This window comes from Bradyrhizobium sp. CCBAU 65884 (genome assembly GCF_028128835.1).
GTDB lineage: Bacteria > Pseudomonadota > Alphaproteobacteria > Rhizobiales > Xanthobacteraceae > Bradyrhizobium > Bradyrhizobium ottawaense.
Genome location: NZ_LBJU01000073.1, coordinates 1 through 26,333, shown reverse-complemented (window position 1 = coordinate 26,333; position 26,333 = coordinate 1). Strand labels below are relative to the sequence as shown.

28 protein-coding genes and 1 riboswitch are annotated in these 26,333 nt (G+C 65.6%); of the genes, 12 read left to right on the top strand and 16 right to left on the bottom strand.

Annotation, left to right across the window (positions count from 1 at the left end; translation table 11 throughout):
• Positions 1-139: 139 nt before the first annotated feature.
• Positions 140-814, bottom strand: coding sequence for a TIGR02594 family protein (locus XI03_RS03390; RefSeq protein WP_271591321.1), 675 nt, complete (start codon positions 812-814; stop codon positions 140-142).
• A 217-nt stretch (positions 815-1,031) separates the two neighbouring features.
• Between XI03_RS03390 and XI03_RS03385 the strand changes: the two genes are divergently transcribed.
• The gene (locus tag XI03_RS03385) at positions 1,032-1,895 is read left to right on the top strand and encodes an alpha/beta fold hydrolase (protein WP_271591320.1); all 864 of its coding nucleotides are present in this window, start codon (positions 1,032-1,034) and stop codon (positions 1,893-1,895) included.
• Positions 1,896-1,960: 65 nt separating this feature from the next.
• Here the strand turns inward: XI03_RS03385 and XI03_RS03380 are convergent, their stop codons facing one another.
• Genes XI03_RS03380 through metX form a run of 3 tightly spaced genes read right to left on the bottom strand, consistent with a single transcriptional unit; the run spans position 1,961 to position 4,242 of the window.
• Complete coding sequence (locus XI03_RS03380; RefSeq protein ID WP_271591319.1) at positions 1,961-2,365, bottom strand: hypothetical protein; 405 nt, start codon at positions 2,363-2,365, stop codon at positions 1,961-1,963.
• Between the two features lie 16 nt (positions 2,366-2,381).
• Entirely contained in the window at positions 2,382-3,044 is a 663-nt protein-coding gene (gene metW, locus XI03_RS03375; protein ID WP_038948508.1) for a methionine biosynthesis protein MetW, read from the bottom strand.
• 1 nt (position 3,045) lies between these two features.
• Positions 3,046-4,242, bottom strand: a complete 1,197-nt coding sequence (metX, locus tag XI03_RS03370) for a homoserine O-acetyltransferase MetX (protein WP_271591322.1) — start codon at positions 4,240-4,242, stop codon at positions 3,046-3,048.
• A 91-nt stretch (positions 4,243-4,333) separates the two neighbouring features.
• Positions 4,334-4,413, bottom strand: a riboswitch (SAM riboswitch).
• 156 nt (positions 4,414-4,569) lie between these two features.
• Between metX and XI03_RS03365 the strand changes: the two genes are divergently transcribed.
• The 3 genes from XI03_RS03365 to XI03_RS03355 are packed head-to-tail and all read left to right on the top strand — an operon-like array spanning position 4,570 to position 7,487.
• The gene (locus XI03_RS03365) at positions 4,570-5,418 is read left to right on the top strand and encodes a chorismate mutase (protein WP_028139945.1); all 849 of its coding nucleotides are present in this window, start codon (positions 4,570-4,572) and stop codon (positions 5,416-5,418) included.
• A gap of 36 nt (positions 5,419-5,454) precedes the next feature.
• Positions 5,455-6,552, top strand: a complete 1,098-nt coding sequence (hisC, locus tag XI03_RS03360; protein WP_271591318.1) for a histidinol-phosphate transaminase — start codon at positions 5,455-5,457, stop codon at positions 6,550-6,552.
• Positions 6,549-7,487, top strand: coding sequence for a prephenate/arogenate dehydrogenase family protein (locus XI03_RS03355; RefSeq protein WP_028139943.1), 939 nt, complete (start codon positions 6,549-6,551; stop codon positions 7,485-7,487). The genes hisC and XI03_RS03355 overlap by 4 nt, the downstream gene beginning before the upstream one ends.
• A 53-nt stretch (positions 7,488-7,540) precedes the next feature.
• On the opposite strand, the gene XI03_RS03350 is transcribed toward XI03_RS03355, so the two are convergent.
• Positions 7,541-8,431, bottom strand: coding sequence for a LysR family transcriptional regulator (locus XI03_RS03350; protein ID WP_038971927.1), 891 nt, complete (start codon positions 8,429-8,431; stop codon positions 7,541-7,543).
• A 103-nt stretch (positions 8,432-8,534) separates the two neighbouring features.
• Between XI03_RS03350 and XI03_RS03345 the strand changes: the two genes are divergently transcribed.
• Positions 8,535-9,404: an SDR family oxidoreductase gene (locus tag XI03_RS03345; RefSeq protein WP_028139941.1), complete on the top strand. Its 870-nt coding sequence runs from the start codon at positions 8,535-8,537 to the stop codon at positions 9,402-9,404.
• Between the two features lie 121 nt (positions 9,405-9,525).
• The gene (locus tag XI03_RS03340; RefSeq protein WP_271591317.1) at positions 9,526-10,194 is read left to right on the top strand and encodes an NAD(P)-dependent oxidoreductase; all 669 of its coding nucleotides are present in this window, start codon (positions 9,526-9,528) and stop codon (positions 10,192-10,194) included.
• Positions 10,195-10,208: 14 nt separating this feature from the next.
• Here XI03_RS03340 and XI03_RS03335 read toward each other — a convergent pair whose 3' ends face one another.
• Complete coding sequence (locus XI03_RS03335) at positions 10,209-11,393, bottom strand: DUF2125 domain-containing protein (RefSeq protein ID WP_271591316.1); 1,185 nt, start codon at positions 11,391-11,393, stop codon at positions 10,209-10,211.
• 110 nt (positions 11,394-11,503) lie between these two features.
• On the opposite strand from XI03_RS03335, the gene XI03_RS03330 reads away from it, so the two are divergent.
• Complete coding sequence (locus XI03_RS03330; RefSeq protein WP_271591315.1) at positions 11,504-12,112, top strand: gamma-glutamylcyclotransferase; 609 nt, start codon at positions 11,504-11,506, stop codon at positions 12,110-12,112.
• On the opposite strand, the gene XI03_RS03325 is transcribed toward XI03_RS03330, so the two are convergent.
• The 4 genes from XI03_RS03325 to ftsE all read right to left on the bottom strand — a co-directional run bounded on the left by XI03_RS03325 (position 12,109) and on the right by ftsE (position 15,358).
• Complete coding sequence (locus XI03_RS03325; RefSeq protein WP_038948516.1) at positions 12,109-12,882, bottom strand: lysophospholipid acyltransferase family protein; 774 nt, start codon at positions 12,880-12,882, stop codon at positions 12,109-12,111. The two genes, XI03_RS03330 and XI03_RS03325, sit on opposite strands and share 4 nt — an antisense overlap.
• A 48-nt stretch (positions 12,883-12,930) precedes the next feature.
• On the bottom strand, positions 12,931-13,635 hold the full coding sequence (locus XI03_RS03320; protein ID WP_028139936.1) for a YdcF family protein: 705 nt from the start codon (positions 13,633-13,635) through the stop codon (positions 12,931-12,933).
• A gap of 102 nt (positions 13,636-13,737) precedes the next feature.
• Complete coding sequence (locus XI03_RS03315) at positions 13,738-14,706, bottom strand: cell division protein FtsX (RefSeq protein WP_028139935.1); 969 nt, start codon at positions 14,704-14,706, stop codon at positions 13,738-13,740.
• The gene (gene ftsE / locus XI03_RS03310; RefSeq protein WP_020508614.1) at positions 14,699-15,358 is read right to left on the bottom strand and encodes a cell division ATP-binding protein FtsE; all 660 of its coding nucleotides are present in this window, start codon (positions 15,356-15,358) and stop codon (positions 14,699-14,701) included. Before ftsE ends, XI03_RS03315 begins: the two co-directional genes overlap by 8 nt.
• Positions 15,359-15,530: 172 nt before the next feature.
• Between ftsE and XI03_RS03305 the strand changes: the two genes are divergently transcribed.
• Complete coding sequence (locus XI03_RS03305) at positions 15,531-16,409, top strand: MJ0042-type zinc finger domain-containing protein (RefSeq protein WP_271591314.1); 879 nt, start codon at positions 15,531-15,533, stop codon at positions 16,407-16,409.
• Between the two features lie 41 nt (positions 16,410-16,450).
• On the top strand, positions 16,451-16,825 hold the full coding sequence (locus tag XI03_RS03300; RefSeq protein ID WP_028139933.1) for a response regulator: 375 nt from the start codon (positions 16,451-16,453) through the stop codon (positions 16,823-16,825).
• Positions 16,826-17,114: 289 nt separating this feature from the next.
• Here the strand turns inward: XI03_RS03300 and XI03_RS03295 are convergent, their stop codons facing one another.
• Both XI03_RS03295 and XI03_RS03290 read right to left on the bottom strand, forming a co-directional pair.
• A complete protein-coding gene (locus XI03_RS03295) occupies positions 17,115-18,260 on the bottom strand; it encodes a DUF4175 family protein (protein WP_028139932.1) in 1,146 nt (381 codons plus the stop codon).
• Positions 18,248-20,194 carry a TIGR02302 family protein gene (locus tag XI03_RS03290; protein WP_271591313.1) on the bottom strand — a complete coding sequence of 649 codons (1,947 nt, stop codon included), beginning with the start codon at positions 20,192-20,194 and terminating at the stop codon, positions 18,248-18,250. Before XI03_RS03290 ends, XI03_RS03295 begins: the two co-directional genes overlap by 13 nt.
• A gap of 165 nt (positions 20,195-20,359) precedes the next feature.
• Between XI03_RS03290 and XI03_RS03285 the strand changes: the two genes are divergently transcribed.
• Positions 20,360-20,743, top strand: a complete 384-nt coding sequence (locus XI03_RS03285) for a carboxymuconolactone decarboxylase family protein (protein WP_018316258.1) — start codon at positions 20,360-20,362, stop codon at positions 20,741-20,743.
• Positions 20,744-20,976: 233 nt separating this feature from the next.
• On the top strand, positions 20,977-21,885 hold the full coding sequence (locus tag XI03_RS03280; RefSeq protein WP_271591312.1) for an NAD(P)-dependent oxidoreductase: 909 nt from the start codon (positions 20,977-20,979) through the stop codon (positions 21,883-21,885).
• Positions 21,886-22,062: 177 nt separating this feature from the next.
• On the opposite strand, the gene lysA is transcribed toward XI03_RS03280, so the two are convergent.
• The 3 genes from lysA to argH form a co-directional block, all read right to left on the bottom strand.
• Positions 22,063-23,328: a diaminopimelate decarboxylase gene (gene lysA, locus XI03_RS03275; protein WP_104462750.1), complete on the bottom strand. Its 1,266-nt coding sequence runs from the start codon at positions 23,326-23,328 to the stop codon at positions 22,063-22,065.
• 23 nt (positions 23,329-23,351) lie between these two features.
• Complete coding sequence (lptM, locus tag XI03_RS03270) at positions 23,352-23,648, bottom strand: LPS translocon maturation chaperone LptM (protein WP_271591311.1); 297 nt, start codon at positions 23,646-23,648, stop codon at positions 23,352-23,354.
• Between the two features lie 94 nt (positions 23,649-23,742).
• Positions 23,743-25,140 (bottom strand): argininosuccinate lyase, encoded by a 1,398-nt coding sequence (gene argH, locus XI03_RS03265; RefSeq protein WP_028139927.1) that lies wholly within the window; start codon positions 25,138-25,140, stop codon positions 23,743-23,745.
• A 101-nt stretch (positions 25,141-25,241) separates the two neighbouring features.
• Between argH and tlpA the strand changes: the two genes are divergently transcribed.
• Positions 25,242-25,907: a thiol:disulfide interchange protein TlpA gene (gene tlpA / locus XI03_RS03260; protein WP_028139926.1), complete on the top strand. Its 666-nt coding sequence runs from the start codon at positions 25,242-25,244 to the stop codon at positions 25,905-25,907.
• 6 nt (positions 25,908-25,913) lie between these two features.
• On the opposite strand, the gene XI03_RS03255 is transcribed toward tlpA, so the two are convergent.
• The gene (locus XI03_RS03255) at positions 25,914-26,108 is read right to left on the bottom strand and encodes a hypothetical protein (RefSeq protein WP_091960250.1); all 195 of its coding nucleotides are present in this window, start codon (positions 26,106-26,108) and stop codon (positions 25,914-25,916) included.
• Positions 26,109-26,333: the final 225 nt, after the last annotated feature.

Here is a 26,333-nt window from a genome sequence, read left to right as displayed (position 1 = left end):
GAGGCCATTCTAATCCGGCGCGCTAATACAAGGGTGGGCAAAGGCGCTCTTGCGCCGTGCCCACCATCTTTATCGAGCGGACGGAAGTGGTGGGCACGCTTCGCTTTGCCCACCCTACGGCACCGTCGCTATGGCACCGTTAGTTCGGCATGACATAGGCATAGATCCGGCCGCGCGAGACCGGCGCTTCGCGGACGCGGTTGCCGTTGTTGCCGGAGATCATGATCGGATTGCCCTGTGCGTCGACGCCGGTGATGATGCCGACATGACCGCCGCGGCGGCCGCGCGACATCACCGCGATGGCGCCGACCTGCGGACCGGAGACACGGGTGCCGTAACGCGCGAACGAGCTCGCCATGTCGGAGCCCGAGCTCTTATGGCCGGTGTGCTCCAGCACCATGTTCATGAAGCGCGCGCACCACAGGCTGCCGCGCCCGGTCGGGTTGCCGCCAACATAGCGGCGCGCCTCGGACACCAGGCTCGATCCGCCGCCGAAGCCGCCGCTATTGGCCATTGCGGTGTTCACCATGGCGTTGTGGGCCATGCCGCCGCTATTGGCGTTCGGATCATAGCTCGCCTGGGTGTCGGCGAATCCGCCCGCCTGCAATTGCGCCGCGCTGCGCTCGAAGCGCGAGCTGCGGGCATGGTGGCGGTAATGATGATGCCTGGCGTGGTGCACGTAAGCGTGCCGCTCTGCGCTATGACGATGATGCGGCCGCGCTGAGGCCGGAGAAACCAATGCGGCAACCGCCGCGAACAAAATCGCCAGCGCGACAACACAACGCGACAGGCGAGACGCAAACAACTCAAACATTCTTCATCCTTCGTTGACACCCCACTTCCCAATCGGCCCGTGCAACGGCCGACATCGGTCTGGCCGTTAAGCCGCCCGATGTGGCGAGAAAAAGACGCGGGCTGCCTGCGAATAGCTGCGATGATTTTGCGCCGATACTGGCTTGAGGCTGCCGCATTGCCGACAACAGCATTAACTGCAATCCTGCAAAGGCGGCTTTATGAGAGGGAAACGGTTAATGCCCCACGCCACGACCAGGGACGACGTCCGCATCTATTTCGAAGAAGCGGGTCAGGGAACGCCAATCATTTTTCTGCACGAGTTCGCGGCCGACCACACCAATTGGGAGCCGCAGATGCGCTACTTCTCGCGCGGCCACCGCTGCATCACCTATTCGGCGCGCGGCTACACGCCGTCGGACGTGCCTGAGGGTGAGGTCTACAGCTACACGCATTTCTACAGCGATGCGCTCGCGGTGCTCGATCATCTCAGGATCGAGCGCGCGCATCTGGTCGGCCTGTCGATGGGCGCCTACTCGTCGCTCCAGATCGGGCTGAACGCGCCGCAGCGCGCGCTGTCGATGACGCTGGCCGGCGTCGGCTCCGGTTCGGAGATCGAGAACCTGGAGGCCTGGCGCAAGCAGTGCCGCGCCAACGCCGAGCAGTTCGAGACACTGGGCTCCGCCGAGGTCGCAAAGGTCACGCGCGAGGCGCCGAGCCGGATTCCCTTCCTGGTGAAGGACCCGCGCGGCCACGCCGATTTCTACGCCGCGCTGGCACGGCATGACGCCAAGGGATCGGCGCGCACGATGCGCGGCTTCCAGGGCGGCCGCCCCTCGATCTACACGATGACGGATGCGATCAAGCGCGCATCGACGCCGGCACTGATCATCTGCGGCGACGAGGACGATCCGTGCGTCGGGCCGAGCCTGTTCCTGAAGCAGCATCTGCCCACGGCGGGGCTGGCGATGTTTCCGAAGTCCGGCCACGTGCTCAATCTCGAAGAGCCCGCGCTGTTCAACGCAAGCGTGGAGCGGTTCGTGACGCTGGTGGAAGCCGGACGATGGCCGGTGCGCGATCCCAGGTCGCTGGTAGCGCATTAGACACAGGGACGGCCGCATACTCCGTCATTGCGAGCGCAGCGAAGCAATCCAGAGCCGCACTCCCTTCAGCTTGAACCTGCCATTGCCCGACAAAAGCTCCAGACAGCCGCATAGCGATTGCAGACAAATATTGCGATCGCAAGATTTCCTCCGGCAATGACAAATAACCCGAACGCAAGAAGCATCGAGTCGTGGGCCGACACCCAATTGAAGGGACCATCGACCACGTGATCACTCCAGAGCTTCGATATTCGCCAAGCCATCACAGCAAGGAAACAACTCATGAGCGGCAAGCCCATAGAATCCAAGATCAGGTCCAGATGGGGATACTCGTGGCGATAGCTCCCGACACAGGGCTGGAACAACGCTCCGACGAGCATCAGAGTGCTAAACAGCGTCACGATCGCGGCGGACGCTAATGAAACACCAAGAGTAGTTGCGGATAGGAAACGACGTACTCGGTTCAGCATTTGACAGCTCGGAGGGCTACTTCCCCCCGCCGCGACTGAGCAAGAACACCGCCTGCTCGCCGAACATGTTCCACACCCACCAGGGCAAATTCAACGGCACCGGGCGGCCGTAGAGATCGAGCGCGACCGAGCGCTCCATCTTCACGTTGATCTCGTCGCAGAGCTGCACGAAATCCTTGATGGTGCAGAAATGGATGTTGGCGGTGTCGTACCAGGTCGCCGGCAAATTCTCGGTGCGCGGCATGTGGCCGCCGACCAGGAGCTGGAGCCGCATCTTCCAGAAACCGAAATTCGGGAACGAGACGATGGCGCGGCGGCCGATGCGCAGCAGATTTTCCAAGACTACCCTCGGCTGCCGGGTCGCCTGCAGCGTCTGCGACAGGATCACGTAGTCGAAGGCGTCGTCGGGATAATTGACGAGGTCGGTGTCGGCATCGCCCTGCACCACCGCAAGGCCCTTGGCGACGCAGCGATTGACGCCCTCGCGCGACAGCTCGATGCCGCGGCCGTCGATGCCGCGGGTCTCCAGCAGCTGAAGCAAATCGCCCTCGCCGCAGCCGACGTCGAGCACTTTCGAGCCCGGCTTGACCATGTCGGCGACCAGCAGATGATCGGCGCGAAACTGGCCGGACGATCCGGTCGCAAGGCCGCCCAGCGGCAATACTTCCTGCACAGACATGCTAGCCATCCTTCAGTCCACGCGCCTTGCCCGCCGATTGCAGGAAGGCGCGGGAGATGTCGAAGAATTCGGGAACGTCGAGCAGGAAGGCGTCGTGGCCGCGATCGGTCTCGATCTCGGCGAACGACACCCGCGCGCTCGATGCATTCAGCGCGTGCACCAGCGCGCGCGATTCCGAGGTCGGAAACAGCCAGTCGCTGGTGAAGGAGACCACGCAGAAGCGGGTCGCAATTTCCGCGAACGCCTTTGCGAGCACGCCGCCATGGTCGGCGGCGATGTCGAAATAGTCCATCGCGCGCGTCAGATAGAGATAGGCGTTGGCGTCGAAGCGCTCGACGAAGGACGAGCCCTGGTAGCGCAGATAGGACTCGACCTGGAAGTCGGCGTCGAACGAGAAGGTCGGCAGCTCGCGGTCCTGCATGCGCCGGCCGAACTTGCGGTGCAGCGCTGCGTCCGAGAGATAGGTGATGTGCGCCGCCATCCGCGCCACCGCGAGCCCGCGATGCGGATGGATGCCATGATCGGCATAGCCGCCGCCGTGCCAGTCGGGATCGGCCATCACGGCCTGGCGGCCGAGCTCGTGGAAGGCGATGTTCTGCGCCGAGTGCCGCGTCGAGCAGGCGATTGCCAGCGCGGAGAACACGCGGCCCGGATAGGCCGCGGTCCATTGCAGCACCTGCATGCCGCCCATCGAGCCGCCGACGACCGCGAACAGCGTGTCGATGCCGAGCCGGTCGACCAGCATCGCCTGCGCACGCACCATGTCGGGGATGGTGATGACGGGGAAATCGAGGCCCCAGACCTTGCCGGTGGAAGGATTGATCGAGGCCGGCCCGGTCGAGCCCATGCAGCCGCCGATCACGTTGGAGCAGATGATGAAGTAGTGCTTGGGATCTATGGGTCGGCCGGGGCCGACCAGCGTCTCCCACCAGCCGGGCTTGCCGGTGACGGGATGCACGTTGGCGACATGCTGGTCGCCGGTCAGCGCATGGCAGATCAGCACCGCGTTGGAGCGATCGGCGTTGAGCTCGCCATAGGTCTGGTAGGCGATCTGGAACGGGGTGAGATCGACGCCGCAATCGAGCCGCAGCGGCTGCTCGGCGCCGAAATGCGCGATCTGCGAGCTTGGATGATCCACCTCGTGCGACCGCTCGTCGGCGCTGATCGCAGGACTCGGTATCGACTTGACGCCACCCATCTGACCATCGACCTCGTTTGCGATCAAACGCGTGATCGCCACTTGCATCAGGCCATGAAAAACCCGGCCTGAACGATAGGTTCGGCCGGGATCGGAAGCGTCCCCGGCCTGTTTAGCGAGTTTTTTAACGTGGCTGCAAGCCGGCCGGCTCAAATGACCACGGAACGGGCAAAAGCTACCGTCTTGGGCGGTTTTCGTCAAGTCGCGGCCCGGATCGGCCCAATTCGTCTCTCACGCGTCGTCCGAAAAGGACGTGATTTCTCTTTGCTTTCGCTGCCCTGACTGCCTAATCAGGACATCCCCCATCGAAACCATCGACAGCCAGACATGTCCCAACGTCCGCCCGCGCCACCATCGCTCCAGGAACTGCGCAAGGAGATCGACGCGATCGACGAGGGCATGCATCGCCTGCTGATGCAGCGCGGCGACATCATCGACCGCCTGATCCAGGTGAAGCAGACCCAGGAGGTCGGCTCGGCGTTCCGCCCGGCGCGCGAGGCCGCCATGATGCGCGAGATCGTGCAGCGCCATCGCGGCATCCTGCCGCTCGACACGGTCGAGAGCATCTGGCGCGTCATCATCTCGACGTTCACTTACGTGCAGGCACCGTTCTCGGTGCATGCCGACATCTCGGCGAGTGAGCCGGCGATGCGCGATTCCGCGCGCTTCCATTTCGGCTTCACGGTGCCTTACGTCGCGCATTTCAGCGCACAGGCCGCAGTCGAGGCGGTGGCGAAATCCAAGGGGGATCTGGCGCTGGTCTCGGCGACGTCCAGCCGCACGCCATGGTGGCTCTTGCTCGAAACGGAAGGCGCGCCAAAAATCATCGCGCGGATGCCCTTCGTCGAGCGCGCCGATCATCCGGCCGCACTGCCGGTGTTCGCGATCTCGCGCGTCGCCGACAGCGCCCTGGTGACGGAGGTCGAGACCTTCAGCGTCCGCGTGTCCGGGTGGAACGCCGAGGTCGCGCGCGCCCTGTCGCCGCTCGCCGAGATCGTGGCGGTGCCTGATACCGCCTTCGACGGCGCGGCGCTGCTGGTCTCGGTCACGAGCGCGACCAGCATCGACAAAATCAGGGCTGCCCTGATCGAGGCGGGGGCCTCGGTGCGCTCTACAGCCCTCGTCGGCAGCCACGCAACGCGCTATACGGTGCCCCCGACCGGGGCGAAATCGTAAACCACGCGCCGCGCCCCGCCATTTTCGGAGTTCAAGATGTCCCGCCCCGTGCCGAATCCCGGCATTCTCGATATTGCGCCCTACACGCCCGGCAAGAGCCCGGTCGCCGAGCCGGGCCGCAAGGTGTTCAAGCTGTCGGCCAACGAGACGCCATTCGGGCCCTCGCCCAAGGCGATCGAGGCGTTCAAGCGCGTGGCGGATCACCTGGAAGACTATCCGGAAGGAACCTCGCGCGTGCTGCGCGAGGCGATCGGCCGCTCCTTCGGGCTCGACCCGAACCGCATCATCTGCGGCGCCGGCTCGGACGAGATCCTCAATCTGCTCGCCCACACCTATCTCAGCCAGGGTGACGAGGCGATCTCCACCACGCACGGCTTCCTGGTCTACCCGATCGCGACCATGGCGGTGGGCGCCAAGAACGTCGTCGCGCAGGAGACCAACCTCACCTGCGACGTCGACGCCATCCTCAAGGCGGTGACGCCGAAGACCAAGCTGGTCTGGCTCGCCAACCCCAACAATCCAACCGGCACCTATGTGCCGTTCGACGAGGTCAAGCGCCTGCGCGCCGGCCTGCCGTCGCACGTGCTGCTGGTGCTCGATGCCGCCTATTGCGACTACGTCTCGCGCAACGACTACGAGATGGGGATCGAGCTGGTCGCTACCACCGAGAATACGGTGGTGACGCACACCTTCTCCAAGATCCACGGCCTCGCGGCACTGCGCATCGGCTGGATGTTCGGCCCCGAGCACATCATCGACGCGGTCAACCGCATCCGCGGCCCGTTCAACGTGTCGACGCCGGCAATGTATGCCGCGGTCGCCGCGATCGAGGACACTGCGCACCAGGCGATGTCGAAGCAATTCACCGAGACCTGGCGCAACTGGCTGACCGAGGAGATCGGCAAGCTTGGGCTGAAGGTGACGCCGAGCGTCGCCAATTTCGTGCTGATCCATTTCCCGACCGACAACGGCAGGACCGCGGATGACGCCGACGCCTTCCTGACCAAGCGGGGCCTCGTGCTGCGCGGCTTGAAGAATTACGGCCTGCCGCATTCGCTGCGCATGACCATCGGCACCGAGGAGGCCAACCGCCTCGTGGTCGACGGCTTGCGCGACTTCATGGCCGGCAAATGAGCAGCGCACCGCACTTCCAGCGCGTCGCGCTGATCGGCTTCGGCCTGATCGGCGGCTCGATCGCGCGCGCTGCGAAGCTCCAGGGCCTGGCGGGCGAAATCGTCACCACCGCGCGCTCGGAGAAGACCCGCGCGCGGGTGATGGAGCTCGGGATCGTCGATCAGGTCGTGGCGACCAATGCGGAAGCGGTGAAGGATGCCGATCTCGTCATCCTCTGCATTCCCGTCGGCGCCTGCGGCGAGGTCGCGCAGGAGATCGCCGCGCATCTGAAGCCCGGCGCTGTTGTCTCCGACGTCGGCTCGGTCAAGGGCGCCATCGTCAGGGACATGGCGCCGCATCTGCCGAAGACCGTTCATTTCGTGCCGGCGCACCCCGTGGCGGGCACCGAGCATTCGGGGCCGGATTCAGGTTTCGCCGAGCTCTTCATCAATCGCTGGTGCATCCTCACCCCGCCGGAAGGCGTCGACGCGGCCGCGACTGATCGCCTGCGCGCCTTCTGGGCGGCGATGGGCGCCAAGGTCGAGGTGATGACGCCGGACCATCACGATCTCGTGCTCGCGATCACCAGCCATCTGCCGCATCTGATCGCCTACACCATCGTCGGCACCGCCGACGAGCTGGCGCAGGTGACGGAGTCCGAGGTGATCAAGTTCTCCGCCGGCGGTTTCCGCGATTTCACCCGCATCGCGGCCTCCGACCCGACGATGTGGCGTGACGTCTTCCTCGCCAACAAGGAGGCCGTGCTGGAGATGCTCGGCACCTTCACCGAGGACCTCGCAAAACTGACCCGCGCGATCCGCCGCGGCGACGGCGAAGCCCTGTTCGACCATTTCACCCGCACCCGCGCCATCCGCCGCGGCATCGTCGAGATCGGCCAGGATTCGGCGGCCGCGGATTTCGGCCGTCAGCATGGGCAGCTCGGCAACAAGCCGTGAGTTCGTAGCTTGGATGGCGCCAGCGCGGAGCGATCTCGATCTGCTCCCTTGACCTAGTCGATGAAGGCCGCGAGCTCACCCGGCGTCCCCGAGGGAAAGGCTTCCTTGAGAAAGTCGAGGAACGCGGATACGCGAGCGCTGAGCAGCCGGCGCGAAGGGTACAGCGCCCAGAGGACGATCTCCGGTCCGTCGACATCACCCCAGTGGACGAGCTTGCCGGCCGCCAGGTCGTGACTCACAAGCGACACAGGAAGGCGAGCGGCGCCCACGCCTGCGCGGACCGCATCGCGAACCATAACGATCGAGGACAGGCGAAGCACCGGATCGGTCGAGATCCGTGAGTTTCCGATCGAAGACTTCACCTCCCACGCCGATGTCAGATCGCTCGCACCACGCACCACGGTCGGAACGGCAAGATCGTACGCAGGGCGACTGAGGTCGGGGCTCGCGACCACGACCAGCCGATCGCGCATCAGGATTCGTCCGACAAGGGTTTCGTCGGGGTCGGGATTGACGCGGATCACGAGGTCATAGCCTTCCTCGATCATGTCGACGGCGCGGTCTTCCGTCGTGACCTCGAGCCGCACCTCCGGATATTTCAGAGCGAACGCAGCGGCCAGCTTTCCCATCGCAGTTTGCGAGAAAAGCAGAGGCGCGCTGATCCGCAAGCTGCCTCGCGGCTTGGCACCGCCTGAAGCGATCGCCGCCGCCGTCTCGTCGAGTTCGGCGAGCAATGTTCCCGTCCGCTCATAGAGCGCCCGCCCTTCCTCGGTGAGCTTCAGCGTGCGGCTTCCGCGCTCGAAGAGGCGCAAGCCAAGGCTGCCCTCCAGCTCGGAGACCCGGCGCGAGAGCGTCGCCTTCGGGCGGCCGGCAGCCCGGGCGGCCCGTCCGAACCCGCCGTGACGGGCGACAAGGTTGAAATCGGCGAGTGCGAGCAGATCCATATGTTCCACCAATGAGACGGTCTGTCCAAATATAGCGTCTATCGGCCCGCACGTGGGTCACTAATTTGCGGGGGTGTCCAGCAACCCACCCCGGAGTGAACCCATGACCATCCTCGTGACCGGCGCCACCGGCAATGTCGGCCGCCAAGTCGTTGAACAGCTCGTCAAGCGCGGCGCCGATGTTCGCGCCCTCGTCCGCGATCCTGCAAAGGCCAACCTGCCGCCGGGCGTCAACGTCGTGCAGGGCGACCTCCTGGACGTTGACTCGCTGCGCAGTGCGTTCTCAGGCGTCTCCACCCTGTTCCTGCTCAACGCCGTGGTAGCGGACGAATTCACCCAGGCGCTGATCGCCCTCAACATTGCGCGAGAAGCTGGCGTCGAGCGGCTCGTCTATCTGTCGGTGATCCACAGCGATCTGTACGTGAACGTGCCGCACTTCGCGGGCAAGTTCGGCGTCGAGCGGATGATCGAGCAGATGGGCTTCAACGCCACCATCCTGCGCCCCGCCTACTTCATGAACAACGATCTCACGATCAAGGACGTGGTGAGCGGATACGGCGTCTACCCCATGCCGATCGGCGGCAAAGGACTGGCGATGATCGACGCCCGCGACATCGGTGAAATCGCGGCCATCGAGCTCGTCCGCCGCGACAAGTCCGGCGCATCACTTCCGCCCGACCGGATCAATCTCGTCGGTCCGGACACACTGACCGGCGCGAAGGCTGCCGCCATCTGGTCGGAGGTGCTGGGTCGCACGATCGCATATCCGGGTGACGATCCTGCCGGCTTCGAAAAGAACCTCAGGCAGTTCATGCCGAGCTGGATGGCCTTCGACATGCGGCTGATGAGCGAGCGCTTCCTCACCGACGGAATGATCCCCAATGCCGGCGACGTCGAGCGTCTGAACACTCTCCTCGGCCGTCCGCTGCGCTCCTATCGCGACTTCGTCTCTGAGATCACGGCTTCGGCCTGACGGCAGCGGCATCAGCCAAGGGCCCGCGAGCTGCTCGCGGAAGGCAAGCTCTGATCGTCACAACGAACATGAACCAGGGGGCGGCCTCAACGGAGACGTCCCGCATTCCGAGGTCACGACCATGCAAGACTCCGAAACCGACAACATCCGGACTGTCCCACCGAAGATACTGATCCTTGGCGCGACCGGCGCCACCGGCCGCCTGATCGTCAACCAGGCGGTGGCGCGAGGGTACGACGTCGCGGCGCTCGTGCGTTCTGGCGAGAAAGCGTGTGATCTGAAGGGTGCCAATCTCATCATCGGCGATGCCCGCGACGAGATCGCCTTGCGTCAGGCACTCAAGGGCCGTGATGCCGTTGTCAGCGCACTCGGCACACCGGCGAGCCCGTTCCGCGAGGTGACGCTGCTCTCGGCGGCGACACGCATGCTTGTGAATACGATGAAGGCGCAACAAGTCTCGCGCCTCGTCTGCATCACCGGAATTGGCGCAGGTGATAGCGCCGGCCATGGCGGGTTTGTTTTCGACAATCTGATTTTCCCGCTGCTCTTGCGCAAGGTGTACGCCGACAAAAACCGCCAGGAGGCCATCGTCAGAAACAGCGGGCTCGACTGGGTTCTCGTTCGGCCCTCAGTCCTGAACGACAAGCCCGGCCGCGGCTCGGTCCGAGCCCTGACGGACCTCTCCGACTTCCGTGGAGGAAGCATATCGCGACAGGACGTTGCGACCTTCGTCCTGGATCAACTGCGCGCCGATGCCTGGCTGCATCGTGCGCCGTTGATCACGTGGTGAACTCAGCCCACGCTCTAATACAGCGGCGGGATCTGGCCGACCTTGACCGGGCCGAGCAGCACGGCGCCGTCGACGAATTTCAGCGGGAAGCTCCTCGCCTTCTTGCCTTCCAGCGTGCTCTCGGTGCCGATCGAGTTGATGCCGGCGGCAACGCCGGCATTGGCGTTCTGCTTGATCACCTTGCCGAGGCCGGGCACGGCTCGGTCGAGCGCGCCGAACAGATTGTTGAGGTCCTGCGATTTCACGCCGGGCGCGACGCGATCGAGCGTTGCCTGCGGCACGCCCTCCTCCAGCATCTTCTCGATGCCGAGCGCGGGGATCACGCGCTCGAGGCCCGTCACCGTCATCTGCAGTTCGCCGTCGAGCCGGCCATTGGCGGAGAGGCCAAGCGTGCCGGCCGCAACCGCGATCATCTCGCCCTGCTGGATCCGCGACTGCACGATCTCGATATGACCGCCGGCGGCCTGGATCTCGCGGAAGCGCTGCGGCCAGGGCTTTGGCGTCAGGTCGGAGAGGCCGGTGATCTTGGCGCGCGTGTCCGCCTCGAACGGCTCGGCGAGCAAGGGATGAACGCCCTGGATGCTGCCCTGCGCGACATGGAGCACGGTCTCGATCACGGGATGATCGGCTGGCGATCCGTCCGCGAGGCGCCCGTGCAGCTCGACCTGCTTGGCACGCGCGAGCGGCACCTGCATGCTGCCGTCGAGACGATTGATGTTGGGATCGTCGAACACGATCGAGGCGCGGTCCGGCACCGCCGGCAGGCCGACCACGCTGCTGCGGCCCTTGCTCCAGTTCACCACGAAGGTGTTTTGCGTGACACCGTCGGTCAGCGTCGCGGGCGCTGAGAATTCGGCGATGACGAGCTTGGGATCGTACACCTGCGCAACGACCAGGATGTTGTCGAGCTTGGCCGTGAACGGCGTCTTGCTGGCGTTCTGCGAGACCAGGGCGACGCTGGCACCGGAGCACTGGACCTCGAAGCGGAACGGGAATCCGGCGATCGAGCGCTTGGCGCAATCATAGATGCGGCCGGACTTGGCCTCCTGTGCCCGCCAGGCGTCGGCGGCCACTTCGGCCTGCGAGGCCGCATAGAACCAGAAGCAGCTCCAGGCGACGGCGAGGATCAGGACGAGGAGGGGGGCGATGAAAAGGCCCCAAGGGGAACGGCGGCCTGCGGCAACGGTCATATTGGACATGCGGCGACCCTTTGGCCCCAGATTTTGGCAAATGTAAGCGAGGCCAGCCCCCGACGAAAGGCGGAGAATTCACTTCGCTTGGGGGCGCGGTTCTGGTAGCCGTGCCCGAAATGTCCGAAATCACCCTCCCCTCCGTCACGACAGCCACGGGCGACCTCTGGGTGTTCGGCTACGGTTCGCTGATGTGGCGACCGGGCTTCGACTTCGAGGAGCGCGTCCCGGCGCGGCTGGTCGGCGAGCACCGGGCGCTCTGCGTCTATTCCTTCGTCCATCGCGGCACGCCGGAGAAGCCGGGCCTGGTGCTCGGGCTCGACCGCGGCGGCGCCTGCCGCGGCATCGCCTTCCGTGTCGCTGAAAAGAACCGCACAGGGGTCGTCGCGTATTTGCGGGCGCGCGAGCAGGTCACCTCGGTCTATCGCGAGGTGATGCGCTCGGTGTGGCTGGAGAACGATGCGCGCCAGCGCGTCTCCGCGCTCGCCTATGTCGTCGACCGCGGCCATGTGCAATATGCCGGCCGCCTCTCGCTCGCCGAGCAGCACCGCCATGTCGTCCAGGGCCACGGCCAGTCCGGCGCCAATCGCGACTATGTCACCGCGACGGTGAAGGCGATCGAGGCCGAAGGCTTTCGCGACGCCCAGCTGCATCAGCTCGCGACCATGCTGCATGGCGATGCGCATTCCCTGCACCCGCCGGCTCCCGATGATCGAGAGAGCCGCTAGCTCTCCGACGGGGCGTAACTCGGCGAGGCACCGATCAATTGCTCCTGCTCCTTGCGGCCGGCTTCGACGAGGCGGCTGGTTGCCTCTTCGATGGCCGTTTGCACACGGGAGAGAAACTCATCCTTCGGCAGGCCTGACGGCAACGGATCGAGGAATTCCACCACGAGCGTACCGGGATAGCGCATGAAGGTGCGGCGGGGCCAGAACAGGCCGGAGTTGAGCGCGATCGGCAGGCACGGCACGCCGCAGGACGAATAGATCTGCGCGAAGCCGGTCTTGTAGTCGGGCGGCGCGCCCGGCGCGCGGCGCGTGCCTTCCGGAAAGATCACGAGCTGCCGGCCCGAGCGCACCGCCTCGCGCGCCCGCCGCGTCATGTCCAAGAGCGCCTTCACGCCGGCCTTGCGGTCGATCGCGATCATCCCGGTCTTGACCAGGAACTGGCCGAACACCGGAATCTGCATGAGCTGACGCTTGAGGATGAAGATCGGACGATTGAAGAATCCGGGCAACACGAACGTCTCCCAGAACGACTGGTGCTTTGCCACGATCACCAGCGGCCCCTGCGGTATCTTCTCGACCCCGCGGAATTCGACCTTGATGTTGCAGACCACGCGCATCAGGACCAGCGTCGCCTTGGCCCACCATTCCGCAACCGTCAGCATGGCGCGCGGCGGCAATGCGAAGGTCGGCAGCGCCATGATCGCGAGGCAGACCAGCACGGCGTAGAACAGCACGTTGAACACGAGCGAGCGCAGGAAAATCAGGAACATCGACGATCCGATTATTTTGCCGATTAATTTGCCGATCAATTTGGCTTGTTAATTGGCTTGGGCGGTGGCGGGCCGCTTTGGCTGATGACCTGCAGGCTGCTCCGACATCTCGGGCGAAAGGTCAATCCCGAAATCCTCCAGCCGCACCCTGAGCTCGGCCGCGACGTACTTGACATATTCCGACAGCAGCAGCCGCAAGGTGGACGCCGAGGTCCACCACGGCTCCTCGCGCCATTTGTCGCCGACCACCGCGAATGGGATCAACGTCGTCTGCGGCATCGCATGCGAGAATTCCACCAGCGCGCGCGGCATGTGATAGTTCGAGGTGACCACGATCAGCGATTTGAACCGACGGCCGTCGGCCCAGCGCCGCGCCTCCGCCGCATTGCCGCGGGTCGAGAGCGCGGTGCGGTCGAGATCGACACAACAGGTCATGAAGGACTGGTTCTCCGGCAACGTCCGGGAGATGTCGCTCGCCGTCGACGTCGGGTGCACGCCGGAGATCAGGAGCCGCCTGCCGTAGCCGGCAGCGAGCAGCTCCATCGCGTCCGACACCCGCGAGGAGCCGCCGGTCAGGACCACGATGCCGTCTGCCTTGCGGCTTGGGGCGATCTCGGCGCCGCGCAATTGCGACAGGAACGCGATGAAGCCCGCCGCCGCGCCGACGAAGGCGAGCGCAATCGTCGACACCAATGCCGCGCGCAGCCAGCCGCGCGGCAGGTTCGGCGATCGATCGTCGGTCGGCGAGGTCATATGATGTCGGTGATCCCTTCCCTGAGGTGATTTTAAAAGGTTTTGAGGCGAAGTGGAGTCCGGCTTCTTCGCCCTCTCCTGCGGGAGAACGGAAGAAAGAACTCAATCCACATCGTTCAACGTCGCAAACAGGGTCTGGCGCGAGGCCACCGCGGTGATGGCGCCGATCAGCACGGCCTGGGCCGCGAGCACGATGTAACCGGATGGCCGCAGCGAGAAGGTGCCTAGCAGCGCCGCGAACTGGTCGCCGACGGGGGTACCGGAAAACCAGCCGGCGATCGACTCGGAGAAGCCGAACACCAGCATGGCGGCGCCGCCGCCGATCACGCCGCCCTCGAGGCCCAGCCTCAGGAAATGACGCAGGAAGTGATTGGCGATGTAGCGGTCGCCGGCGCCGACGAAATGCAGCACCTCGACGATCGGACGGTTCGCCGCCATGGCGCCACGGGTCGCGAACGAGACCGAGATGATGGTGGCGATGATGACCAGCGCGAGGATGCCGAGGCCGGCGAGCACGGTGGCGTTGGTCATCGAGCGCATCCGCTCGATCCAGGCGCGGTGATCGTCGACGCTGGCACTTGGCGCGACCTGGGTCACGCGCGCGCGCAAGACGCCGAGATCGAGCAGCGTGCCGGGTTGCACACGCGCGATGATCATGCGCGGCACCGGCAGGTCGTCCATCGACAGCCCGGTGCCGAGCCAGGGCTCCAGCAGCTTGCCGCTCTCCTCCCGGGTGAACGGCTTGACCTCGACGACGCCGGCTTGCGCACGCATCGCCTCCGTCACCGCCGCGGTGTCGCGTTCGAGATCGCGGCCGGCCTGCGGGCGAACCTGGATGGTGATTTCGCTGGCGACGTCCGACTGCCATTCCGCGGCGGAGGCGCTCACCAATAGCACCGTGCCCGTGGTCATCGATGCGAGGAAGGTCATGATGGCGACGACGGCGACCAGCGCGCGGCCCTGGATCGAGGCCCGCGGCACGATCGGCGACATGTTGCGCGCGTTGGCCGGAAGCTGCGGACGCTCCTGTCCGAGGTCGACCAACACGCCGCGCTCGTCGGTCCTACTCATAGACGTGCAACCGTCCCTGGTGCAGCACCAGCCGCCGGGCCTCGTACTGGTCCATCAGGCCGATGTCGTGGGTCGCGATGATGACGGCGGTGCCCGATTTGTTGAGCTCGATGAAGAGCCGCAGCAGGCGGCGTCCGAGCGTCGGATCGACGCTGCCGGTCGGCTCGTCCGCGAGCAGCAGTTGCGGCCGCGAGATGACGGCGCGCGCGATCGCCGCGCGCTGCTTCTCGCCGCCCGACAGGATCGGCGGCAGCGCGTCCATGCGGTCGCCGAGCCCGACCCAGCGCAGCAGGTCGATCACCTCCTTGCGATAGCTCGACTCGCTGCGGCCCATGACGCGGAACGGCAGCGCCACGTTCTCATAGGTCGTCATGTGATCGAGCAGGCGGAAATCCTGGAGCACGATGCCGATGCGCTTGCGCAAATCGGCGATCTCGTCCTTGCCGAGACGCGAGATGTCGTGGCCGAACAGATTGACGAGTCCCCGCGTCGGTCGGTGCGACAGGAACAACAGGCGCAGCAGCGAGGTCTTGCCGGCACCGGAGGGGCCGGTAAGAAACTGGAACGAATGCGCCGGGATCTGGAAGCTGAGGTCGCGCAGGATCTCCGGCCCCAGACCGTAACGCAATCCGACATTTTCGAACCGAACCAAGCTCAGCTCCGTTCGAGAGGGGACGCGGGTCGCACTGCTGCGCTCCGCCATACGCGACCAACGGGTTTTGCCGCCGTTATGGTTTCCGGTTCGTTAACGGTCGCGCTGTAGCATACATCGTAGCATCCTTGCCGCGCGGCTCTCCCCGACGCGGTCATCGTCAGGCTCGTCCATGCATATCGTCTGCCCCCATTGTATGACATCCTACGCCATCAAGCTTGCGAGCCTTGGGGCGAACGGACGGGCGGTCCGCTGTTCCCGCTGCAAGGAGACCTGGATCGCCCATGCCGAGGATGCCATCGAGGAGGCATCCATCCCGGCCATGGCCGCGGCCAGCCAGGCCGACGACCAGACCGATCTTGCCGAGCAATGGAACTCCTATGCCAAGGACGACGGCGCCACTGATGCGCCCGTCGTCGACAGCCCCTCGATTGCCAGCGACTGGCCCGACGAAGAGGCCAAGGAAACCGAAGACGAGTGGTCCGCGGCCGCCCGGGAAGCCGAGGAGGAGGTCGTCGGCGCGCAGCACCAGTCCTGGTTCCGCGGCTTGTTCGGCCGCCGCGGCGCGCGGGTGAGCCGTCCAATCGCTACCGCGTCGCCCAAAAAATCCCATTTCGGCCTGCCGACCGCCTGCGCCGCCATGGGCGCGCTGGTTCTGGCGCTGGTGATCTGGCGCGGCGACATGGTGCGGCTGCTGCCGCAGACCGCCGCTTTCTACAAGATGGTCGGGCTCGAGGTGAACCTGCGGGGGCTCGCCTTCAAGGACGTGAAGCTGTCCAGCGAGACCGTGGACGGTAAGCAGGTGCTGGTGATCGAGGGTGTGATCGTCGGCGAGGGCAAGAAGCCGCTCGACATTCCGCGGCTGCGCTTTGCCGTGCGCGACGGGCAAGGCGCGGAGATCTACGCCTGGAATACGGTGCTGGAGCAGACCGTGCTGCGGCCCGGCGAGCGCGCCTTCTTCCGCTCCCGCCTGGCCTCGCCGCCGCCGGAAGGCCGCAATATCGACGTTCGCTTCTTCAACCGGCGCGACATTGCCGGCGGCAGCGTATAATCGCGCCGCCCGGTACCGAGGTTGGTCCGAAAGTTGGTCCCATGCCGAAGATCTTGATCGCCGATGACGAAGATTCGATGCGCACGCTGGTGGCGCGCGCCATCGCCATGGACGGGCACGAAACGGTCACCGCGCAGGACGGCGCCGAGGCGCTGGAGATCCTGACCCGCGAGGACGGCGCCTTCGACCTGCTGCTCACCGACATCCAGATGCCTATCATGGACGGCATCGCGCTGGCGCTCTCCGCCGCGCGCGATTTTCCCGATCTGACCATCTTGCTGATGACAGGCTTTGCCGACCAGCGCGAGCGCGCCTCGAACCTCAATGCGCTGGTGCACGACGTCGTGACAAAACCGTTCTCGGTCGCCGACATCCGCACCGCGGTGGCGGATGCGCTGGCGGCGAAGAAGGGGTAGTGGCGGGCAACCCTAACCACACATACCGCTGTCATGCCCCGGCTTGCCGTCTTCGCTGACGCTTCGCCGGCCGAGTACCCGCGTGGGCCCGGCGTAGCATCGCGGAGCCGGGACCGGGGCATCCAGTACGCCGCGGCCTATCGACTTAGTCACTGCTGTCTCTGGAATACTGGATCGCTCGGTCCCGGCTCCGCCAAGGCTACGCCGAGGCCCACACGGCGCTGGCACGCCGAAGCTTCAGCGAAGGCGGCAAGCCGGGCGATGACAGTGAGCTTGTGGCGACTTCGCCTCAAAAATCCTTCAGCAGCCGCTCGATGTAATCGAGCTCGATCTGCGGGCGCGAGCTGTCGCCGAGGCGGCGGCGGAGCTCTTCGAGGATGCGGCGGACGCGCTGGGCGTCGATCTCGCCCGGGATCTTGACGGTGTAGTCGTCGCTGAGATCGCGGCCGTGAAGCGGGCGGCCCAGCGGATCGGTCTGATTGCCGCCGCTTTGCTGCCGGCCGGCCCGATTGCCGGGACCATCGCCCTGCCCGTCGCCATCGCCCTGCTGCATCGCCTCGGCCATCTTCTGCGCGCCCTTACGCATCGCGTCGAGGGCCTTGCCCTGCGAGTCCACGGCGCCATCGGCATTGCCTTCGCCGAGCTTCGAGCCGGCATCGCCCATGGCGCCGTCGGCGGCATCGAGGCTGCCGTCATCATCGCCCTGGTCGCCGTCCTGATCGCCGCTCTGGCCCGGATCGCCCTGCTGCCCTTTCTGACCCTGCTGACCCTTCTGGCCTTTCTGTCCCTTCTGCGCGAGGCCGCGCTTGGCGAGCTCGTCCTGCAGCTTCTTCAGGCGGTCGCGCAGCGACTGCTGATCCTGCTGCAGGTCCGACATCGACTGGTCGCCCTGCGGCTTGCCGCGCGAGCGGTCACGCCGGGAATCCTGGCCCTGCTTGAAAGTCTTGTCGCGCAATTGCTGCTGCTTGCGGATCATGTCGCTGAGCTCGTTCAGCGCCTGCTCCATGTCGCTCTCGCCGGACTGCCCGGGCTGCGCCATCTGGAGATTTTCCATGATCTGCGCGAGCTGCTCGAGCATGCGCTGGGCCGCCTCTTTGTTGCCCTCGCGCGCCGCCTTCTCGATCTGCCGCAGCAGGTCATCCAGATCGCGCTGCGTGATGACGGAACGATCGCGATTGGACGACTGGCTTCTTTCCGTGGCGCGCTTGTACTCCTCGAGCTTCTGAATGGCGTCGGACTGGTTGTTCAGGCTCTTCCCGGATTCCTTCTGCCTGAGGCTGTCGCCGGATTCCTGCATCGCCTTTTCCGCGCTGTCGAGCAGCGCATCGGGATCCTGATCCAGCTGAGCCGCGGCCGGCGAGACGCCGCCCAACAGCATGGCGAGGCAGGCGATCGACATCGCCTTCAAGACTGGCACGGGTGCTAGCTTCCGCATTTCCGGTCCCGCGTAAACTGGTTGGTCTTGTCGTCCCCCGCCTTGTTGGCACGGCTGTTCGCCGATTTGCGATAGGCCTGAAGCTGCTCGCGCAAGACGTCCTGCTGCTGCGCCAGCTCGGCGAGCTGCTCGGGCGTCGCATGCTGGGTCTTTTGTCGCAGCTCGACTGCCTTGTCGAGGATGAGCTGGACCTCCGCCGGGAACGGCTGCCGGGCGCCGAGCGGATTCTGCTCGGCGCGGCGGGCGAGATCGCGCACCTTGCCGGCCATGGCCTCACGCAGCTTCTGCGTCAGCACCCTGAGCTCGTCCTCGCTGGCTCCGCGGTCCAGCGCCGCCTTGAGCGCATCCTGCGCCGAGCGCAGCGCGGCGTTGACACTGCCGGCGACGCCGTCATCCTCGATGGTCGTCGCGAAGGCCCACATGCTCGCCACCACGTTGCGCAGCGCATCGTCGGTGCGGGCGGCCTCGAGCTGGCTCGCCAGACTCCGGAGGCCGAGATAGCAGCCGGCATCCGGCGTGAACAATTCGGGTGCGATCATGAGCGCGTCGAGCGCGGTGTAGACGTCGGAATTCCTGTTGGCGTCGAGCGCGAGGATGCGGCGCTGCTCGATCAGCGCGCGCGCGAGCGAGTTGGTGAACAGACGCTCGGGCAGGCGCATGTTGAAGGGTTCGCTCCTGGCCTCGTTGCCGGCCTCGTCCTTGGCGGTGAGCGTCAGCGTGACGTCGGCTCCGGCATAGGGGTCCTCGCTGAGGTCCTTCACCGTCTGGCCGACGCCGTTGCGGGTGCGCGCGTTCGGCAGCACGAGCGGGAATTGCGGTGGCTGGAACAGCGGCCGCGCCGCGGGCTTGCCGTCGGAATCCTTGCTATCCTTGCTGCCATCCTTGGCGTCGGCGGGGCGCAAGGCAATCTGCGCATCCGCGCCGGTGACGCCGTAATCGTCCTCGATCTTGTAGGAGAGCTGGAGCCCGCCGCGCGCCTGGCGCTCGGGATCCTTGGCGAGCGCGATCGTCGGTGCACGGTCCGGCGTTGCCGCAAACGCCCATTGCGGCTGGCCGGAGGGCGCGCGGACATGCGCGGTGCCGTCTGCGGTGATGGTGAAATGCTTCTCGTTGGTGCCCTTGGGCGCGGCTTCCGCGGGAGCGGCCTCCTTGAGGCCGCCGGAGACGACGACATCCAGGCTGCCGCCGGAGGAGCGTACGATCAGGGTTGAGCCGGCGGGAACGGCAAGCGGGCCGGCGGCGGGCACCGCCGCGGCCTCCTTGTTGGCGGCCGACAGGATGACCGGCGGCTTGCCGGTGTAAAGCGGCGGAGTGACCCAGGCATCGACGCGAACATTGGCCGGCGCCAGCACGCCGTTCCAGTCGAAAGCGGCCCCGAGCCGCATCGCGCGCTCATCGCCGGCGGCGAAGAAGGTCGCGACCAGCATCACCATGACCAGCGCGCGCAGCGCCCAGGGATCATGCAGCGCGAGCCGCGGATGCGGCAGACCGGCGCGGATGCGCTTGAGCGAGGCCAGCGTACGCTCGCGCTGCGCCTGCCACAGCGCCTGTGCGACCGGGTCCTGCGAGGACAGCGTGTCCGTCAGCGTCGTGGCCGGGCGATGACGGATGCCGGAGCCACGATCGAGCCGGCTGAGTGCCTCCTCGCGGCTCGGCCAGCGGAAGCGAATCAAGGGAAACAGGACGGCAATGGCGATGCCGGCGAAAACGACGAGACCGATGGCACGGGCAATGAACGGCAGCGCCAGCCAGAGGCCGGCCCAGGACACCACCAGGAACAGCCCGACGACGGTCAGAAGCCGCGCCAAATTCGGCCAGGCACGCTCCCACGCGATGGCATAAATGGCCCGATCGAGGGCCTGCGCCAGCTTCAGCCGCGACAGAGCATCGCTGTTGCGGATCGGGTCTGACGGGTCGGGGGTGACGCCGTTCAATCAACTCTCCAGGTTGCCCGGTAGAGAAGCCTATCACAACGGCAGCACTGAGGCATCCGTTCCGGCACGGGAGACACCCCTTTTCCCGCATAACACGAGGACGTGACTGGCCCGCGGCAACCCCGTAATTTCCGCGCCGCCCCGAGGGACAAGAGAGGAAACGCCATGGACAAGAAGATGCACGACAAGGGCCTGGAAGTCCGCAAAGCGGTGCTGGGCGAGGCCTATGTCAACAACGCACTGAAGAACGTCGACGATTTCAACCGCCCGTTCCAGGAGATGCTGAACGAATATTGCTGGGGCACGGTGTGGGGCCGCGAGGAGCTGCCGCGCAAGACCCGCAGCATGCTCAACATCGCCATGATCGCGATCCTCAACCGCCAGCACGAGTTTCGCGCGCATCTGAAGGGCGCGCTGACCAATGGCGTCAGCCGCGAGGAGATCCGCGAGATCCTGATGCAGGTCGCGATCTATGGCGGCATGCCCGCCGCCGTCGACAGCTTCCGCATCGCGCGCGAGGTGTTCGCGGAGATCGACGGCAAGGCGTGAGATGTCGTCAAAATCTCCGCTGTCGTCCCGGGGCGCGCGTAGCGCGAACCCGGGACCCATAACCAGAGGCAGCTGTGGTTAGCGGGACTCGGAGTGACCGCTTCCGCGCAACGACACCTCCCTGTGGTTATGGGTCCCGGGCTCATCGCTTCGCGATGCCCCGGGACGACGAGCGGAGAATGATGGCCGCTTCACGTTCAACCACCAACGAATAACAACCACAAGGAAACACCATGGACATCGGATTCATCGGGCTCGGAAACATGGGTTTCCCGATGGCGCGGCGGCTGATCGAGGCGGGACACGGGCTCGTCGTGTTCGACACGCGCAAGGAGGTGACGGGCAAGCTCGAAGCGCTCGGCGCTAAGCCAGCGACATCGCCGAAGGACGTCGCCGACCAGGTCGAGACCGTGATGGCGAGCCTGCCCTCGCTGCAGGCTTCGCTCGATGTTGCAACGGGAGCGAACGGCGTCATCGAGGGCAGCCGCGCAAAGCGCTTCATTGATCTCTCCACCGTCGGATCCGCGATGGCCGTGAAAATTCACGGCCTCCTCGCCAAGCGCAACATCGTGCAGATCGACTGCCCCGTCTCCGGCGGCGTCGGCGGTGCCGAGAAGGGCACGCTGGCGGTGATGGTGTCAGGGCCGAAGGCGGAGTTCGAGCTGCTCAGGCCCGCCCTCGACGTGATCGGGAAAGTGTTCTTCATCGGCGAGAAGCCCGGCGCGGCGCAGACCATGAAGCTCGCCAACAATTTCCTGTCGGCCACCGCGATCGTGGCGACCTCGGAAGCGGTCGTGATGGGCGTGAAGGCCGGGCTTGATCCCGCCGTCATGATCGACGTCATCAATGCCGGCTCCGGCATGAACACCGCGAGCCGAGACAAGTTTCCGCGCGCCGTGCTGCCGCGCAGCTTCGACTTCGGCTTCGCCACGGGGTTGATGGTGAAGGACGTGCGGCTGGCGCTCGAGGAGATGAAGCAGCTCGGCCTGTCGATGGAGGTCGCCGACGCGGTCGGGCGGTTGTGGGAGACCGTGATCAGCGCGGAAGGCGCCGAGTCCGATTTCACCGCGGCGATCAAGCCGATCGAGAAGAAGGCGGGCGTTGTGGTGGGTGGAGCGAAGGGTGGGGTGACGGGGAAGTAGCGATCCCAATCTCCGCTCGTCGTCCCGGACAAGCGAAGCGCAGATCCGGGACCCATAGCCACAGGAGGGTGTTTGGCGAAGGCTCGGAGTCACCAGCTTCGAGTCATAACCACTTCCTGTGGTTATGGGTCCCCGCCTACGCGGCGACGACACCGCGGCTGTTGAGCCGGCGTCGTCTCACAGCCACGGCGCCGGCGTGTCCATCGCGATCAGCTGCTCGACCTCCACGCGCGGGCGGACCACGGCGTACTGATCGTCCTTCACCAGCACCTCCGGCACCAGCGGCCGCGTGTTGTAGGTGCCGGCCTGCACCGCGCCATAGGCGCCCGCGGTCATGATGGCGATGAGATCGCCGGGCGCCGGCGTCGGCAGCGTGCGGTCGAGCGCGAGATAGTCGCCGGTCTCGCAGACCGGGCCGACGACATCGGCCATGATGGTGGCGGCGCCCTTGGCGGGCTGCGTCACCGGCAGGATGTCGTGATGCGCCTCGTACAGCGTCGGGCGGATGAGGTCGTTCATGGCGGCGTCGATGATGACGAAATTCTTGCCGTCGCCATGCTTCACATAGATCACCTTGGCGACCAGGATGCCGGCATTGCCGACGATCATGCGGCCCGGCTCGAACATCAGCGTACAGCCGAGATTGTGGCTGACGCGCTTGACCATGGCGGCATAGGCGGCCGGCGCCGGCGGCGCTTCGCGGTCCATGTAATAGGGAATGCCGAGGCCGCCGCCGAAATCGACGTGGCTGATGTTGTGGCCATCGGCGCGCAGCGTCTGCACGAATTCGGAGAGGATGCGGAAGGCGGTCTCCATGCCGGAAAGGTCGGTGATCTGGCTGCCGATATGCACATCGGTGCCGGTCACCTCGATGCCCGGGAGCTTGGCGGCGCGGGCATAGACCTCTCGCGCATGCACGATCGGGATGCCGAACTTGTTCTCGGACTTGCCGGTGGAAATCTTGGCGTGGGTGCCGGCGTCGACATCGGGATTGACGCGGAGCGAGATGCGCGCGGTCTTGCCCGTCTCGGTCGCCAGGCGCGACAGCAGCTCGAGCTCGGGCTCGGATTCGACGTTGAGACAGAGGATGTCGGCGGCGAGCGCGGCGCGCAGCTCTTGTTCGGTCTTGCCGACACCGGAGAACAGGATCTTATTCGGCGGAATGCCGGCGGCCAGCGCGCGCTTCAATTCACCACCGGAGACGACGTCGGCGCCGGCGCCCAGCTTGGCCAGCGTGCGCAGCACCGACTGGTTCGAGTTCGCCTTCATGGCGTAGCAGACCAGCACCTTCTCGCCGGCGAAGGCCTCGGTGAAGACGCGATAGTGCCGCTCCAGCGTCGCGGTCGAATAGCAATAGAACGGCGTGCCGACCGTTGCGGCCAGCTCGGACAGGTTCACCGCCTCGGCGTGCAGCACGCCGTTGCGATAGTCGAAATGGTTCATGACGCAGGCTCGGTTGTCCCGGCTTATTTCTTGCCGGGAGGTTCGTCCAGGAGCGGATCGAGAATGAACGGTTTCTTCCTGCCCTTGGCCGCCGCGGGCGCGGCATCCGCACCGTAGGTGGGATTGAACACGCTCGGCGTCCTCTGGGCCTCGGTCTCGGTGTCGGTGTCGGTTGGCGCAGCACCGTTGGCCGTGGGCGCGTTGGCGGTCGGCGGCAAATCCAGCGGGCCCTTGCGGCCGCAGCCGGCAAGCGCAAGCGCCGTCAGGCTCAAGACAATGATGGCCCACCCCGAGCCGGCCGGGCGAAACTTTGACGTCACGACGAAATCCCCACTACGCGGGGCGCACCATACAGAGATTGGCGCGCTCTGGCGAGAGCCGGATGACCATGAAACATAAGCGAAATTTTGCCCCTCAGCCCAATTTTCGCTCTTTTTCCAGCCGCTTCGCCCAGGCCTTGGCCTGCGACGCCACGTTCTTCGGCGCGGTGCCGCCGAAGCTGGTGCGGCTCTTCACCGACGATTCGACCGAGAGCACGCCGAGCACGTCCTTGGTGATTTTTGGCTCGATTGCCTGCATCTCCTTGAGCGGCAGCTCGTGCAGCGCGACGCCGCCCTCGGCGGCCTTGGCGACGATGCGGCCGGTGACGTGATGGGCTTCACGGAACGGCATTTTCAGCGTCCGCACCAGCCAGTCGGCAAGGTCGGTCGCGGTGGCATAGCCCTCGCCCGCAGCAAGCTTCATCTTGGCTTCGTCAGGCACGAGGTCGCGGACCATGCCGGTCATGGCGCGGATCGCCAGCGACAGCGCGGCAAAGCCCTCCATGGCGCCCTGCTTGTCCTCCTGCATGTCCTTTTGATAGGCGAGCGGCAGGCCCTTCATCACGATCAGGAGACCGTTGAGCGCGCCGATGACGCGGCCGGTCTTGGCGCGCACCAGCTCGGCGGCATCCGGATTGCGCTTCTGCGGCATGATCGAGGAGCCAGTGGTGAACTTGTCGCTGAGCCGGATCATGCCGACCAGCGGCGAGGTCCAGATCACGATCTCCTCGGCAAAGCGCGACATGTGCACGGCGCAGATCGAGGCGGCCGACAATGTCTCCAGCACGAAGTCGCGGTCGGAGACGGCATCGAGCGAGTTCGCCATCGGACGGTCGAAGCCAAGCGCCTTCGCGGTGGCGTGGCGGTCGATCGGGAACGAGGTGCCGGCCAGCGCGGCGGCGCCGAGCGGGGATTCATTGAGCCGCTTGCGCGCATCCTGGAAACGGCCGCGATCGCGCGCGGCCATCTCGACATAGGCGAGCAGATGATGGCCGAAGGTCACGGGCTGCGCGGTCTGCAGATGGGTGAAGCCGGGCATCACGGTGGCGGCATGCTCCAGCGCGCGATTGACCAGCGCGGCCTGGAACGCGGCGAGCGCCGCGTCGGTCTCGTCGAGAACATCGCGGACATAGAGACGGAAATCGGTCGCGACCTGGTCGTTGCGCGAGCGCGCGGTGTGCAGGCGGCCGGCGGCGGGGCCGATCAGCTCGGACAAGCGGCTCTCGACATTCATATGGATGTCCTCGAGCGCGCGCTTGAACTCGAAGCCGCCCTTGCCGATCTCTGACAAAATCGTGTCTAGACCCTTGCCGATATTTTTCGCATCAGAGCCCGTGATGATGCCCTGGCTGGCAAGCATCGCAGCGTGGGCCTTGGACGCGGCAATGTCCTGGGCGAAGAGGTGACGATCGACGTCGATGGAGACGTTGATCTCTTCCATGATCTCGTCGGGACGTTCCGAGAACCGGCCGCCCCACATCTTGTTGCTCATGATCCCCTGCTCACGCCTTGATTTGCCGCACGTTTGCTGGACGCGGCCAGCCGTATTAAGAGGCCCCTGATAGCCATATCTGCGACCGGATGACAAACGATATGCTCGACAAGACGCCCTCCGCCACGCGCCGGGTCCCCCTCGTCATCGCCACCGTGGCGGTCGGAGGGCTGGCCGGCTTCGCCGCGCTGTACGGACTGGGCCTGGGCCGGTCGCCTGGCGGCGATCCGGCCTGCAAGCCGGCGGTTGCGACGGCGCAGAAAATCGCCCCCCTCGCCCACGGCGAGCTGGCGGCGCTGACCATGGCGAGCGCCCCCCTGAAGCTGCCCGACCTCGCCTTCGAGGACGCCGACGGCAAGCCGAAGAAGCTGTCCGATTTCCGCGGCAAGACGCTGCTGGTGAACCTCTGGGCCACCTGGTGCGTGCCATGCCGGAAGGAAATGCCGGCGCTGGACGAGCTCCACAGCAAGCTGTCGGGCCCGAATTTCGAGGTGGTGGCGATCAATATCGACACCCGCGACCCCGAGAAGCCGAAGACGTTCCTGAAAGAGGCCAATCTGACCAGGATCGGCTATTTCAGCGACCAGAAAGCCAAGGTTTTTCAGGATCTTAAGGCGATAGGCCGGGCACTTGGCATGCCCACCTCCGTGCTGGTCGATCCGCAAGGCTGCGAGATTGCGACGATTGCGGGACCGGCGGAATGGGCGAGCGAGGACGCGCTCAAGCTGATCCGGGCGGCGACGGGCAAGGCCGCCGCAGCGCTCTAGGGATTTTTAGGCGGTGACGTTGAGATTGCCGCCGACGCCGGCACCGACATTGGCCAGCGAAGGCTGCCCGGCACCCATCAGCGTCAGGACGGTGGATTTCTCCATGTCCATGTTCTGCTTGGTCAGCGTCGCCGAGATATTCGACTGCAGCGCGCCTTGCTGAGCGGCCAGCATGGTGCTGACCATTGCCATCATGTCCATTACGCGAACCCTCTTACCGGCTGCAGCCTAGGCGCGAGGGGTTAATGGGACATGAATCGACACACGATAGGTGCCGTAGGGTGGGCAAAGGCGCACTTGCGCCGTGCCCACCACCTCACCATGGTCGCGAAAAATGCGTGGGCACGCGTCGCTTTGCCCACCCTTGTATTAGCGCGCCGGATTAGAATGGCCTGGTTCCGTGAGGAATGGCCCAGCCCGGGTGGC